The organism is Pseudoflavitalea sp. G-6-1-2 (genome assembly GCF_012927185.1).
Classification (GTDB): domain Bacteria; phylum Bacteroidota; class Bacteroidia; order Chitinophagales; family Chitinophagaceae; genus Pseudobacter.
This window is the reverse complement of record NZ_JABBGB010000002.1, coordinates 957,595-970,741: the sequence shown is the minus strand read 5'-3', so window position 1 is coordinate 970,741 and position 13,147 is coordinate 957,595. Positions and strand designations below refer to the sequence as shown.

The 13,147-nt window shown below is 45.1% G+C and carries 12 protein-coding genes; 6 read left to right on the top strand and 6 right to left on the bottom strand.

Going from position 1 to position 13,147, the window contains the following annotated elements:
* Window positions 1–39: 39 nt before the first annotated feature.
* Together HHL16_RS13545 and HHL16_RS13540 are read right to left on the bottom strand one after the other, a co-directional pair.
* Window positions 40–963, bottom strand: coding sequence for an SMI1/KNR4 family protein (locus HHL16_RS13545; RefSeq protein WP_169425731.1), 924 nt, complete (start codon window positions 961–963; stop codon window positions 40–42).
* On the bottom strand, window positions 960–1,571 hold the full coding sequence (locus HHL16_RS13540; RefSeq protein WP_169425730.1) for a hypothetical protein: 612 nt from the start codon (window positions 1,569–1,571) through the stop codon (window positions 960–962). The genes HHL16_RS13545 and HHL16_RS13540 overlap by 4 nt, the downstream gene beginning before the upstream one ends.
* A gap of 334 nt (window positions 1,572–1,905) precedes the next feature.
* Between HHL16_RS13540 and HHL16_RS13535 the strand changes: the two genes are divergently transcribed.
* The 3 genes from HHL16_RS13535 to HHL16_RS13525 all read left to right on the top strand — a co-directional run bounded on the left by HHL16_RS13535 (window position 1,906) and on the right by HHL16_RS13525 (window position 5,064).
* Window positions 1,906–2,922 carry a hypothetical protein gene (locus HHL16_RS13535; RefSeq protein ID WP_169425729.1) on the top strand — a complete coding sequence of 339 codons (1,017 nt, stop codon included), beginning with the start codon at window positions 1,906–1,908 and terminating at the stop codon, window positions 2,920–2,922.
* 134 nt (window positions 2,923–3,056) lie between these two features.
* Window positions 3,057–3,572, top strand: coding sequence for a hypothetical protein (locus tag HHL16_RS13530; RefSeq protein ID WP_169425728.1), 516 nt, complete (start codon window positions 3,057–3,059; stop codon window positions 3,570–3,572).
* Window positions 3,573–3,585: 13 nt separating this feature from the next.
* Window positions 3,586–5,064 carry a hypothetical protein gene (locus tag HHL16_RS13525; RefSeq protein ID WP_169425727.1) on the top strand — a complete coding sequence of 493 codons (1,479 nt, stop codon included), beginning with the start codon at window positions 3,586–3,588 and terminating at the stop codon, window positions 5,062–5,064.
* A gap of 84 nt (window positions 5,065–5,148) precedes the next feature.
* Here the strand turns inward: HHL16_RS13525 and HHL16_RS13520 are convergent, their stop codons facing one another.
* Entirely contained in the window at window positions 5,149–6,114 is a 966-nt protein-coding gene (locus HHL16_RS13520) for a hypothetical protein (protein WP_169425726.1), read from the bottom strand.
* A 122-nt stretch (window positions 6,115–6,236) separates the two neighbouring features.
* Here HHL16_RS13520 and HHL16_RS13515 point away from each other — a divergent pair, with 122 nt between their 5' ends.
* Window positions 6,237–7,061: a hypothetical protein gene (locus HHL16_RS13515; protein ID WP_169425725.1), complete on the top strand. Its 825-nt coding sequence runs from the start codon at window positions 6,237–6,239 to the stop codon at window positions 7,059–7,061.
* Between the two features lie 69 nt (window positions 7,062–7,130).
* Window positions 7,131–7,610: a hypothetical protein gene (locus HHL16_RS13510; protein ID WP_169425724.1), complete on the top strand. Its 480-nt coding sequence runs from the start codon at window positions 7,131–7,133 to the stop codon at window positions 7,608–7,610.
* 67 nt (window positions 7,611–7,677) lie between these two features.
* Here HHL16_RS13510 and HHL16_RS13505 read toward each other — a convergent pair whose 3' ends face one another.
* The 3 genes from HHL16_RS13505 to HHL16_RS13495 form a co-directional block, all read right to left on the bottom strand.
* Complete coding sequence (locus tag HHL16_RS13505) at window positions 7,678–9,915, bottom strand: cation:proton antiporter (RefSeq protein WP_169425723.1); 2,238 nt, start codon at window positions 9,913–9,915, stop codon at window positions 7,678–7,680.
* A 66-nt stretch (window positions 9,916–9,981) separates the two neighbouring features.
* Window positions 9,982–10,359 carry a hypothetical protein gene (locus HHL16_RS13500; protein WP_169425722.1) on the bottom strand — a complete coding sequence of 126 codons (378 nt, stop codon included), beginning with the start codon at window positions 10,357–10,359 and terminating at the stop codon, window positions 9,982–9,984.
* A gap of 23 nt (window positions 10,360–10,382) precedes the next feature.
* Window positions 10,383–11,147, bottom strand: coding sequence for a DeoR/GlpR family DNA-binding transcription regulator (locus HHL16_RS13495; RefSeq protein ID WP_169425721.1), 765 nt, complete (start codon window positions 11,145–11,147; stop codon window positions 10,383–10,385).
* 271 nt (window positions 11,148–11,418) lie between these two features.
* Here HHL16_RS13495 and HHL16_RS13490 point away from each other — a divergent pair, with 271 nt between their 5' ends.
* Window positions 11,419–12,996 (top strand): glycerol-3-phosphate dehydrogenase/oxidase, encoded by a 1,578-nt coding sequence (locus HHL16_RS13490; RefSeq protein WP_169425720.1) that lies wholly within the window; start codon window positions 11,419–11,421, stop codon window positions 12,994–12,996.
* Window positions 12,997–13,147: the final 151 nt, after the last annotated feature.

The window sequence follows — 13,147 nt, the reverse complement described above, 5'->3', positions numbered from 1 at the left end:
TGAATCGGTCTGGGGCTGTATTATTTCCCCAATGATGAATTATTGATGCTTCTTTTGAATCAGAGATAGTATGCCTGAAAAATGAACAGGCAGATCGGCAAGTCTGAGAAATGCTGCTGCATGATAGGCTGGTTGCAGTTTTGCCCAGTTCAGGCATGCTTCAAAGCTGCCTGTAAACTTACTGGCTGACTTTTCTGCTTCGCTGTAATTACTGTTGAATGTTTCGAAGTACTCCACATCATTTGAATGTTCACCGGGATAGATTGAATGAATCCATGTTGCGCTGATCTGTGCATCTTGTTTTTCAAACCGCAACCACTCGTAAATGTATTTGCCATCCTGAACATTCATTGCGAGAAAAAGCGCCAAAGGTTTACCTGCTTTCAAATAACGACTTGCCTGTGGAGCATAGATGTACTCGATCGTTTCGAAAATTGTATAGCTGCAGGTTTTGTCCGGAAGCGTATTGCCATGCTGCTCTACAAACATCGATAGCCATGAAGGGAAATGTGCGCAGGTGAAACCAGTCATCCAGTCTTCAGGTGAAGCACCCATCACTTCGTGGTGCATGTTGCCGAAATGCACTACATTTTTGACGTCTTTGTAGAGACAGAGGTAGTCGCCGACGGTATCTTCCCCGATCATGACAAGCACTGGGAAGTGGGATGATCCTAATTCTTCGGCAATACGAAGGTTTTCTGTAAGAATTGCATCGAAGGGATAGATATTGATACTGTTTCCGAAGTCGTTTATGAACAACTTCGTTCCACCGAAAATACTAATGAAATCGAGGATGTTTTTATCGATGGAATACCCAAGTTTCGCCTGCAACGATTCTGCACCTTCGGCATGTTGTTCCGGAATGCCTTCGAAACGATATGTCCGATTTTCGGTTTGTTTCTCTGAACGGATGAGAGATCCCGACTTGAAAATTTGCAGAAGTGTTTCGAGCCCTGGGTTCATAGTGTTTTGATTTCACCGAGTACTCTTCCATCTGACAGACTGATGGTGTTGTTGCGATTCCAGAAAATCAGTTGCTGCGTGGAAGGTCCAAATATGAGTATGATTTCGTCAACTGCAAGCCAGCCGTATTTTTCAGCACTGATCACATCGCCGGAGTCGAATTCAAGTATTTGCAGACTGTCTTTGGTAAATGAGATCAACGTGGATGTATTGTCTTTTTCAAAAGCATATGACCTGTCTGTTACGTCCGCAGCGGGTTGCGGCGGGTGTTTGATTGAAAAATGAATCGGGGAGCTGCTGTTTTTCTGCAACAACTCGTAATCATTTCCCGGTGGTTGCGTCAGTAAAATAGTTTGCTTTCCCTGAATAGTGATGGTGTTTCCCTTTTGGGTCCATTTGTAATAGGTCCAGTCACCGTGAGTTCCGCTGAACAGATGATGACGATCATCTTGTTTAAATTCAATCTCGTAATCGAGGATTCCGACAGTGTCTTCTTTGAAATGGAAAAGCCTGTGCTGACTGTTGTTGAATCCTCCAGTGCTTGTTTTACCACACATTGAATTGATTACTCCTCCGTACAGCTTACCTGTCTGTGCGTGGGTTGCCATGGTTGCAAGAATTGGAAGTAGTATTTGGATGATTGATTTGTACATCTTGTGAATGTTCTGCTGTTCAAAGTTACTGATACAATCGGCGCTTCAAGTCCCCGTAATCCGGGATTTTTCGGTCAGTGTTTGCGCTGTCCGGATACTTCAGGATTGAACCCTGTCTCTGCTGATACAGTGCCGCCTACCTGCTTTCCGGTATTTTTGATTTCATGTTCTCCGGTGAGTTGTGATAGCGGGTAATGATTCTATATTTGAAGTGAACATCAATGCCGGGATGAAACGATTCTTCATTATTTCTACACTGTTTTATATTAACATGGCAAACGCGCAAACGATGAATATCCGTTATATGAAAGCAGGATATTGTTTTGCATCAGGCTTTGCAGAAGACAGTACTGCCTCGGATGATGCAAAGCTGTCTGCCAACTATCCCTGTGGAATCAATAACAGAGTACCTTTTCCTATGAAGAAAGTATCGTTGGAAATCTTCAGGCCATGGTACGGCAGCGCTCCAAATCTGATGCTGTCCAATGGAATCGATGAAACGATTTCGTTTCGCACTACTGACAGCAGATTGCCCATTATTGCCGAAGCATGGGTAGATGAAGCCTGGCAGCCGATAGAGTATATGCCTCAACATATAGACAGCCATCAGGTGATTGTGGATCTTGCTCCCTTGCACTACTGGAGCTTTAACATTCCCGGCTACAGAGGAGACATAACCACAAAGATCCGTTACAAACTCAGTCTGTCTGATGGCACTTTTGTGTACTCGAATGAGCTTTGGTGTGGCATCAACAAGGAACAGTTATCGGTGAAGGAAGAAACTTTACCAGATCAGCTGAGAGTGGAGAATCTCAGCGATGAAAGCCTGCCAGAAGCAATTCCTGCTGAAGTCTGGCTGTCGGCAGTTGGGAAGAGCAGTGATGATGTTGAATTGAAAGCCATCTTCCAGTCTTTGAACATCTGGGACAATTACCTTATGCAAATGCCCATCAGGGCGGCACACCAAAGATATTGGCCTGTTGCAGGCGGTAGTCTGCACCTGGAATTTATTGATGCCTCCGCCTTCAAAGAAAGCTACAGGAAGGTTCCCGGAAAAGTATCATGGGTGTTGCATGCTGTGATATTTCACAATGAGGTAAGAACATATGCAGGTGAACTTCCCTTTAGACTTCAATTCAGCGATAGCAGAAAAAATGTGAGAGAAAAGCTGAAGCAGCAAGGTGATTATCGTGAAGAAAAAGATTGGAATGCAGATAGTTGGAATTTACCCGGAAACAAGCAGTTGTTTGTATTCTACAAGAATAAGAAGGTCTTCAAAATCGATGTTGTATTTACGAAAAAATAGCCAGTTCCGGAGAGATGCTTCATTGTGAGCAAAGAATAAATCCGATAAATAGAATTGATATGAGATGGAGAATAATCATAGCAGCTGTATTTGCCATACAAACTTTAAATGCTCAACCAATGAATATTCATTATATGAAACAAGGGTATTGTTATGCAGCATCCCGCGTGCATGACAGCAGCGCCGCAGGTGGTTTTGCACCCAGTGATAATTTCCCGAAACCTGCTGACAACAGAATACCCTTTGTGTTGTTTGCTGTAACGCTGAAATTATTCAGGGAAACAAAAGCTGCTCCGTGGGCATTGTATCTTTCCAATGGAACTGCTATGGCACTTGAATTGCCTGCACTTGACAGTCGCCTGAATATTATTGCAGAAGCCTGGGTTGATGAACAATGGCAGCCTGTCGAGTACCTTCCATCAATAACTTGTGGAAACAGCAAACATAAACTGGTATTGTCATCGAAAGAATATTGGAAGTTTCCCATTCCTGCTTATGAAGGAAGCCTCTCTGCAAGAATCCGATATAAACTTCAGTTGCCGGATGGAACAACCCTTTATTCGAATGACATTGCAGCCGGCATCAACAGAGAACAACTGACAATCAGGGAAGAGGAATATCAGAAAGAACAAACACAAAGCCATCAATAAAATTAATCACCCTATGAGCATCAATTATCAGCAATTATTGTTTTCAGACATCAAGCATAAACTCCCCAAAGACTGCTGGGCTTATAGCCGGAATGAAAGGAAAAACGGAGAGTTGGATAATGAACCAGTACTGTATTTCAATGGTGATCTGCATATCAGTGATCTCGATCTGAATGATCCATTCGGAATTGAAAGCCGCGGTGTTGAGCCCGGTTATGCGCTGCTGATTCTGGTAGAAGGAAATATGGTCGTAGATAACTATATCTACAACGAAGAAGTAGATAGTGCAACCGGTTTGATTGTGCTCGGCGATCTTACAGCAAAGAACATCGTGGTAGGTGGCCAGGAGATCTACGTCGATAAAAATCTTCAGGTAGCTGAACTATTCTTTGGAGAGTACAATCATGGTGAACTAAAGGTAAACGGTTCTATTACTGCCCGGGTATTCATCTCCAAAGATTACCACTTCGATTATAAGCGCTTCGACGAAAAAAGAATGGTAGATGTGCAGCATTTTCTCTGGGACGAAAGAGACATGCTCGATGATGATGCCTTATCCATCCTCAATCCTGAAGTGCTAATACTGGGTGATGATGAGCCGATCATTGTGCGAAGTACTATCAGAGCATTTTTTGACGAAGGCAGATCTGTACTCGTGGAAAAAGTGCCGGAAAGCATTCCGTTTGTGTTTAAGGATGATCTGCTTACCATAGAAAATCTCACACGTCTCCGGAATTCAATCCTTTTCCTGGACAATTATCCTGCCGATAAAAATGAGGGCTGGCAAACACAGGAATACTGGAAAGGGGCAGATTACAAAAGAGTAAGGGTCATGAAAGAAATGCCTTTCTCGGAAACCGTTTATTTTGAACAGGGGAACAAAGCGATCTTAGTAGGATTTCAACTTGCAGGCGATCAGGAAGATGCTGCGGAAACAAAGCAGGAGTTGAATATTCTGGTACGTATCATTGAAAAAGACAAAGAACCGGACTGGTATTACTTCGATCCCACGCTCCCCGGGCAGCGGCCATTTATTTCGATGGGATCAACCCTCTGGAAAAACCTGCTGACTGAGTGGTCTGAAATGGAGTACTACATGCATAAATTCGATGAAACCGTTACACGGAAGCGTGTTGAAAAAATACTTGCATTGGATATTGCGAAGGAATATGGTCCGGATAGCGATGAAGATCTCTGGCAATCATCATTCGGGATGGGTTTTACGCAACCTGATGAAGATAATGTTGGTTGGGGTAAATTTCGAATCTGCAAAGAAATTCCCGGCAAGAAGGATGATTATGAATTCTACATTTTCCATATCCGCGAGTTATTGAATGGCGAAACAAAAGTACTGCTCTACACCCGTGATGGGCAGGGGGATGAACATGAAACCTATTTTGTAGGAAGAACCGATACGGAGAAATATAAAAAAGCAATTCAGTATTTCCTCTCTATGGAAAAGCGGCTTTATTTTCTCAATGAAGATGAATAGATATCGATTATCGAAGAAGCGAAGAAGATGCCGGAGAAAATCCGTTAAACCAATGCCCGGCAGCAAAAGCAATAGGATAACTGTCTACAATTTTTGAATCTGAAAAATCGATCCGCGTTTTCTTTTCTTATCTAAGTAGTATTCAATTCTGTACTGTTCACCAGGTTTCAGCGATCCCTTGTCGCCCGGTATTCCATGATACAAATCATTACCGATTCTGTACCAGGTTGAATAGCTCCATCCACCATATCTGCCCACTTTGTGTTTGAAGTAAAGTGACTCAGTAATGGTTCCGGTTACCACCTGTTTCTCTTTTGTTTTCCGCAGAATACGGGTTCCTGCTACGGTCAACCATAAAACAATTCCATAGATGAGTGCAAATACGCCGAGGATAAAGAACCAGAATTCAGCGCCTTTGATCAGCAATAAAAACACAACCAAAGCCGCAAGAATATATCCGGTGATCCTGAGACTTGCCCATGGTTCAGCTTTCAGTTGCTTTTCGAACTGGGTTCTGTCATCATCCCCGAATGGTACGATGGATGCTGTAGCTGTCATATATCCTGGGTAATCAACGCTCAGAAAAAAGTTCCTGCCAGACCGAAGCGGGAAAACTGAAAGTTTGATCTCTGTATCAAGCAGAGAGTTGGCACCTATGATTCCTGCCAGTGGTGCGGGAAGATCTACCAATACCGATTGCCCGCTGATATTGTAGATGAGTTTGTTAGGCCCTTTTATCTGCAGGCTTTTAATAATGCCGGAGTAGACGGTTTTTGATCCTGAATGGCAGGCCTGTTGCAGGTTATAGAGTTTTCGTGCAGAGAAGAAGAGACAGACAAGCAAAAACAAACCGATCGCAGAGAAGTAAAAAAGTATATCTGTCCCCTCGATTATTTCCTGCACAGTTCCTATCAATATATACAGGGCGAAAGCAAGAAAGAACAGGAAAACGATCAGTAACGATCTCACTGTAAGTTTCTTTCTTTTGATTTCCAGCTGAAAACTGCGTATGTCGTGGTCGTTGAGTATGGAGACTGTTTCCTTCATCATCTTTAGGTGTGCCTGATTAATGTATCAAAAATAAACCATGGCAGTTTCTTTCATATCACTGATTGCAGGGATATGAAACTACCATAATGCGTGTACTTTTGTACCGGAATAATAAATAATCTATGAAGAAATTGATCCTTGTGTTTTCTATGGTAGCTGGTTTTATGGGAGCATACGCCCAGCAGCGTTTTGAGGGAACTATTCTGTACAGTCAGACTTCGAAGTCGACCACCAGGGACAAAGCTCCTGATCTCTCGGTGCGTTTTGGGAAGAATGCCATCCGTATTGTTGCAACGAATGCAGCACGCGAAGAAATGGATGATCTGCTGATCAGACTCGACTCCGGAATGATGTACACACTGAGAGCAGACGAAAAAACATTCAAGGCGAAGCCGCTTATCAACACCGAAAGCAATCGGGAATTTGTTGGCCCCACCGAGATTGCAGGATATAAAGTGAATACATTCAATCTGGCTGATGCAGGGTATTCTGTGCTTAATGCCGTGATGGCCAAGATTGGAAAAGTGTGGTTGTTTCCTTCCAAAGACCTGCGTTATCCGGTTCCTGTAAAATATCTGCAAAACATGGAGCTGTGTATGATTCATGATAATCAGATCGTATTGGGAATCAGTATTATTGATCAGCTGAAATCATACAGCGACAGCGCCAGTTCCGATACAATGACCATCCAGGCAACTTCAGTGAAACCAGAGGTTTTTCCTGATTCTGTTTTTGAAGTACCGAAAGATTACACAGCCTATGTGGAGCCGGTTTACAATGATATGGATTCAGCAGCTTATCCGGCTGAAATTGTGACGGATTCTGCAGTTGATGCCACTTATGCTGTACCCGAAGGCCCGCCTGCTGCACCGAAGAAAAAAACTGCTGTGAAGAAGAAAGCAGGAGCTGTAAAATCTCCGGCCCGTAAACCATCAGTTAAGAAATAATCATGTGCATTGCCGATGAAACAGCGATTGGTCCTGTCACTCTTGTTTATTATCAGTTTTGCGGTAAGCATGGCGCAGGAAACAGATCATGTGTATCACAGAAAAATAGACAGTCTCTGGAATTATTGCATGAGTACTTCAGATAATGTGCCGGGGAAAAAGTTTACGAAGAAGATCATCCGCAATCAGAAAACATATGTGGCAAAATGGGAATACCGAGCGTTCGTATTTGAAGGTGATAGTTTGCTGATGCTGACTATCGGGTTTGATGTTAAGCCCAATCGCTCGCAGGATGAATGCTATCTCGTCAGAAACAATGAGCTCGTATATGCAGGCGTGTTTCACACAGTCTATGGGGCCTATCCGAACGGTTTGAAGCGGGAACCCGCTCCCGTAGCAGCCTCCAGCCTGTATTTTAAAGGACATTATGCAGGGAGAGCGTATCCTTCATATGGCGATTTCCCTGCAATCTGGAATAGTGCAGATGCAGTAAAGGAGCAATTTCAGCAAGTGTATGCATTGCTGAAAACTGAGATGAAAAAGAAATGATTCGCATAAAGAAAAGCCGCGTGAAAGTGCTCAGCACTCCTCACGCGGCTTTTGTATTTTGAAAGGATTATCTGTCTGCTTTTTCCGGGGGATGCAATAATTTATGGATCAGCCTGGCTTCGCCCACCACAAATACAACATCGTTCAGCTGAAATTCAAAAAACGATTCAGGGTTTAAGATGCGTTGATCTATTCTCTCAACACCTACCACAATCCCTTTTATCTTTTCGCGTATGCCTGATCCCCGGATAGTTTTATTCAGCAGCGGCGAGTGCTCATCAATCACAAACTCACGTAGCACCACATCGATCGGTGCAACGTTTTCTTCATCAGGATGTTTTACTGGTCTTATAATCGCCTGCAGTCTTTTGATCTGTGCATCGCTTCCAAGAACAAATAATTCATCACCGGGATACACACGCTCATCGCGGCCCGGAGCAGTGATGCTGATATCACCCCGTTTGATCAGTACTACATTTATGCCGAGCTGTTCGCGCCAATGCAGTTCCAGTAAGGTTTTTCCAATAACCGGTGATTCCGGATGCAGCTCCAGCGGCGCAATGTGTGCATCCCATGGCGCCAGCTCCGAGCGATTTTTTTCCGCTGCTGCCAACTCACGTTCATTGAAGTTGGAGATGAACCGCGCTTCGATACGGTCGTAGAATTTGCGGATCTTCTTATTGAATATCCCGATGATCACTCCGATTACAATTACTGAGATCAATCCGGCTTCGAATGAGAAGAAACGATGCATCAGAAAACCGATGAAACTGCCGGCAATGATCAGTCTGAAGAAGTGGATGAGGTTGAGTCGTCCATTGTACCTGTTGCTCTTGATCACTTCACGATAGGCAGCAGAATTGGTATTGCGCACCGCCAGTGCATACAGAAACGGAAGCATCAGCAACAACGTGAGAAATGCCGTTGCCCATTTAACCCATGAGCCATCACTGAAATGGCCTTTGATATAAGGCAATGCATACTCTGCCGATACCATCACAATACAAACCAGCAGCATGGAAATGAGGAAGGTGCTTACGAGTGTTGAGCGCACCACCTGATTCCAGGCGCTCAGACTTTCTTTGGCTTTGGAACCCATGCCAGATAAGGCATTCAGCACTTTATCAGGAAGTATTCTTTCCAGCCATTTGTAAAAAGGTTTGCTGCTCTTTATGAGGAATGGTGTAGTTAGTGTTGTTACTGCAGATACCGCCACCGCAATCGGATAAAGGAATCCGCTGGTTACTTTCAGGGTGAGACCGAGTGTAGCAATGATGAACGAGAACTCACCGATCTGCGCAAGGCTGAAGCCAGCCTGCACGGAGGTTTGCAGTGATTGTCCGGATAACAACGCACCGAAAGTGGTGCTGGTTACCTTACCTACAATGGTGATCACGGTGATCAATGCAATGGGACCTGCGTATTTCACCAGCATGGCCGGTTCGATCATCATACCTACCGATACGAAGAAGATGGCGCCGAAAAGATCTTTCACGGGTTTCACCAGGTGTTCGATCTTCTCTGCCTGTGTGGTTTCTGCCAGAATCGATCCCATGATGAAGGCGCCAAGGGCAGGGGAGAAGCCCACCGCACTTGCAAACCAAACCATCAGCAGACAAAGCGACAATGAAACCACCAGCAGCGTTTCTTCGTTCATCAGCTTCTTTGTTTTCTTCAATATGCTGGGAAGGAAAAAGATGCCGGAGGCAAACCAGATCACCAGGAAGAATACGAGTTTCAGAACGGAGAGCAGCATTTCGGTTCCTGCAAACTGCTGACTCAGTGCGAGTGTACTCAGCAATACCAATAATACGATGGCTACGAGATCTTCTACGATCAGTGCTCCGAAAACCAGTGAAGCAAAACGTTGTGTTTTAACATTCAATTCATCGAATGCGCGAAGAATGATGGTGGTGGAGGAAATGGACAAAATGCCTCCGAGAAAGAGACTGTCCATATTGTTCCAGCCTAATAGTTTGCCGGTACCGAAACCGAGTGCAATCATGGCCACCACTTCAAATACAGCGGTGATGGATGCCGGAGCGCCTACCTTGATCAGTTTCTTGAAACTGAATTCGAGACCCAGGCTGAACAGCAGAAAGATCACGCCGATCTCGCCCCATATCTGAATGTTGGAAGATTCGTATACGGTGGGCAGCCAGTGAAAATGCGGGCCTACAAAAAAGCCTGCAATGATATAGCCCAGCACCAATGGCTGCTTTAATTTCTTGAATAGTAATGTTACAATGGCTGCGGCTCCAAGGATCAGAGCCAGATCCATAATCAAATATGGCAGATGCGTCATTCGCGTGAATTGATCTGTTAAAACTTGGGTTGCACTAAGGTTAGAAGCAGTATGTGGCGCGATGCACTACCAGAAATAATGATTGGGGAAAAGCAGCAACCTGCTCAGGGTTCGGGTAAATGCCGGAAGCTCATGGCATGTGTGCTGCGAACGGGTACAGGGTATCAGTGCTAACGGCAATGCATGTCCGCTGATGATATTGTCGTTACCGTTTGTTCTGCATTGCGATACCGACCTGTTGCAGTTATCCCGGTGAACGGTTTCGGACCGATTGTGATGTGAATGGCTCTTTACAGGAGCGAAGAACGCTTTTTTAGGAGCGGATAACCCGATTGTGTAATAGCCGGGAATTGCCGCTGGTGGCTGTTTTGCGCGATCATACCGCGCTGCGTTTGCACAGAGCGCGAGCATGCATGTAACACATATGATCAGCCAGCGTTTCATGCAGCGAATATACGAAATTGCGGTTAGACTATCGTTACAGCGATGCCCATACCCTGTAATGTTTTAACTGTATGGTCCGAAATGCCGCTGTCTGTAATGATCTCTTCCACATCTTCCAATCCACATATTCTTCCGAATCCGCGCTTGCCGAATTTGGAACTGTCGGCCAGCACTATCGTTTTCTGTGCCGTCTCGATCATCTTTCTGTTCAGGTGCGCTTCCATCGCATTGGTGGTGGTGAGACCGAATTCGATATCGATGCCATCCACACCAAGAAATAATTTATTGCAACTGAGGTCGCCCAGGATCTTTTCTGAATATGGACCAGTAACCGAGGATGAGCTTTTGCGGAGCAACCCTCCCAGCTGAATCACTTCGATTTCCGGATGGCGGATCAGTTCCAGCGCTACATTCAGCGCAGCGGTTACTACCGTGAGTGAGCTGATGGGATGAATATGTTTGGCCAATGCCTGAACCGTGGTGCCCGATGCGATGATGATGCAATCGTCCGGTTCGATGAGCGAAGCACCGGCAATGGCTATGCGTGTTTTTTCTGCAGAACGGATCTTTTCCTTCTCATTCACCGGTTTGTCTACCGTGTAAGGATTGTGCATAGTGCCGCCACCATGCGTTCGAAAGAGCAGGTTTTTATCTTCCAGAAGTTTTAGATCCTTTCGGATTGTTACGGATGAAACATTGAGCTCGCGGCAAAGATCCAGTACTGTGACAGAACCCTCCGCCTGGAGGCGGGTAAGGATATGCTGATGGCGTTCTGTTATATTGAGCATAGCTTATTTCAGGTTTTCGATCAGAAAAAACGAAACCGATCGGTTTGGTTCAAGTTAAATGAAAGGAAGCAGTTTAGCAAATATCCCTCATAAATTTTAAAAACCAGCACGTTATGAAATTGTAAAGCATTCAGGCTGTGGAAAAGCCGGGGATAATAAGTTTCGGGACATTTCCTTTGTGCTTTCGAAAATTGCTTTTACTTTCGTTTTGTTGTTTTCGTTTTGTTTCGAAATTTGCAAACGAAAGCGCAAAGATCAAAAACTGGCTCTGATGAACCTCTCTTCCTTCCATGATGACGCCCGCCGGAAAGTATTTCTGCAACAGCTGGAAAGCGCAGAAACCTGGGACCTTGCCGTGATCGGCGGAGGCGCAACCGGACTGGGCATTGCAATGGAAGCCGCCACCCGTGGTTACAAAACCGTGCTGCTCGAACAGGCAGATTTTGCCAAAGGCACCAGCAGCCGCAGCACCAAACTGGTGCATGGAGGCGTTCGCTACCTCGCTCAGGGTAATGTGAAACTGGTGCGCGAAGCCAGCATCGAACGCGGACTCCTTTACCGGAATGCACCGCACCTCGTAAAGAATCAGTCTTTCATTATTCCGTTATACAATTTCTGGGATCGTCTCAAATATACCATCGGCCTGAAAGTCTATGACTGGATCGCCGGAAGACTCAGCCTCGGCTCTTCCGTATTCATCTCCCGCGAAGACACCATTCGCAGATTGCCGAATATAAAATCAGAAGGATTGATCGGCGGCGTATTGTATCACGATGGTCAGTTCGACGATTCGCGGCTCGCCGTGAACCTCGCACAAAGCATCTACGAACATGGTGGACTTGCATTCAATTACATCAAAGTAACCGGTCTCATCAGAGACTGTCAGCAGATCGCCGGAGTAGAATGCATCGATACAGAAACCCTGCGCACATATAAAGTACGTGCAAAAGCAGTAGTGAATGCAACTGGTGTATTTGTAGATGATATTCTGCAAATGGATAATCCCGCTGCATCGAAAACCATTACTGTGAGTCAGGGTACACACCTGGTGCTGGATAAGAAATTCTATCCTGCTGAACAGGCGCTGATGATCCCCGAAACCAGCGATGGGCGTGTATTATTTGCAGTTCCCTGGCATAACAAAGTAGTAGTGGGAACCACCGATACGCCAGTGGAAACAGCATCACTCGAACCACTCGCACTGGAAAAAGAAATCGCTTTCATACTCGATACAGCCGGACAATATTTTACGGAGAAGCCAACACGCAGCGATGTGCTGAGTGTGTTTGCCGGATTGCGACCATTGGCCGCGCCTGCAAAAGGACAGAAGACAAAAGAGATTTCCCGCAGCCACAAGATAATGGTGAGCCAATCGAAACTCTTTACCATCCTCGGTGGTAAGTGGACCACCTACAGAAAGATGGGGGAGGATATGGTTTCAAGAATAGAAACGGAACTCCACTGGGAGAAGAAAAAATCTGCCACACCGGCCATGCATATTCACGGATACACCAACAGCATCAATGAAGAAGATCCATTCGCTGTGTATGGCAGCGATGCGCATCGCATCAGAGGAATGATGAACGGCGATGCAGGCATCTGGATCAGCGAATCGCTGAAGATCCACAAAGCACAGGTGTTGTGGGCCGTGAACGAAGAAATGGCAAGGACTGTAGAAGATGTATTGAGCAGAAGAACCAGAGCATTGCTGCTCGATGCACAGGAAAGCATCAGAATCGCACCCGATGTAGCGGCTGTTATGGCCGATGTAATGGGTAAAGATGAAGAATGGATTAGTGAGCAGGTACGATCATATAAAAAACTGGCTGAAAAATATTTGCTGAAGTAAGTAACGAAGCATAGAAAGAGTGGTGCAAGGGCTTTGGTTGGTCAATATTTGTGATCGGCTGAAACCCTTGTGTGTGCTGTGTTTCAGCAAAAGAATTGTTTCGGTTTTTTAATGAAATAATTGCCGTTCTTAACAATCAGGTAACACGCAG

Bases quoted from the DNA above. Each gene is read 5' to 3' on its own strand.
- HHL16_RS13545 (WP_169425731.1), bottom strand. From the start codon at position 963: ATGAACCCAGGGCTCGAAACACTTCTGCAAATTTTCAAGTCGGGATCT.
- HHL16_RS13540 (WP_169425730.1), bottom strand. From the start codon at position 1,571: ATGGCAACCCACGCACAGACAGGTAAGCTGTACGGAGGAGTAATCAAT.
- HHL16_RS13535 (WP_169425729.1), top strand. From the start codon at position 1,906: ATGAATATCCGTTATATGAAAGCAGGATATTGTTTTGCATCAGGCTTT.
- HHL16_RS13530 (WP_169425728.1), top strand. From the start codon at position 3,057: ATGAAACAAGGGTATTGTTATGCAGCATCCCGCGTGCATGACAGCAGC.
- HHL16_RS13525 (WP_169425727.1), top strand. From the start codon at position 3,586: ATGAGCATCAATTATCAGCAATTATTGTTTTCAGACATCAAGCATAAA.
- HHL16_RS13520 (WP_169425726.1), bottom strand. From the start codon at position 6,114: ATGATGAAGGAAACAGTCTCCATACTCAACGACCACGACATACGCAGT.
- HHL16_RS13515 (WP_169425725.1), top strand. From the start codon at position 6,237: ATGAAGAAATTGATCCTTGTGTTTTCTATGGTAGCTGGTTTTATGGGA.
- HHL16_RS13510 (WP_169425724.1), top strand. From the start codon at position 7,131: ATGGCGCAGGAAACAGATCATGTGTATCACAGAAAAATAGACAGTCTC.
- HHL16_RS13505 (WP_169425723.1), bottom strand. From the start codon at position 9,915: ATGACGCATCTGCCATATTTGATTATGGATCTGGCTCTGATCCTTGGA.
- HHL16_RS13500 (WP_169425722.1), bottom strand. From the start codon at position 10,359: ATGAAACGCTGGCTGATCATATGTGTTACATGCATGCTCGCGCTCTGT.
- HHL16_RS13495 (WP_169425721.1), bottom strand. From the start codon at position 11,147: ATGCTCAATATAACAGAACGCCATCAGCATATCCTTACCCGCCTCCAG.
- HHL16_RS13490 (WP_169425720.1), top strand. From the start codon at position 11,419: ATGAACCTCTCTTCCTTCCATGATGACGCCCGCCGGAAAGTATTTCTG.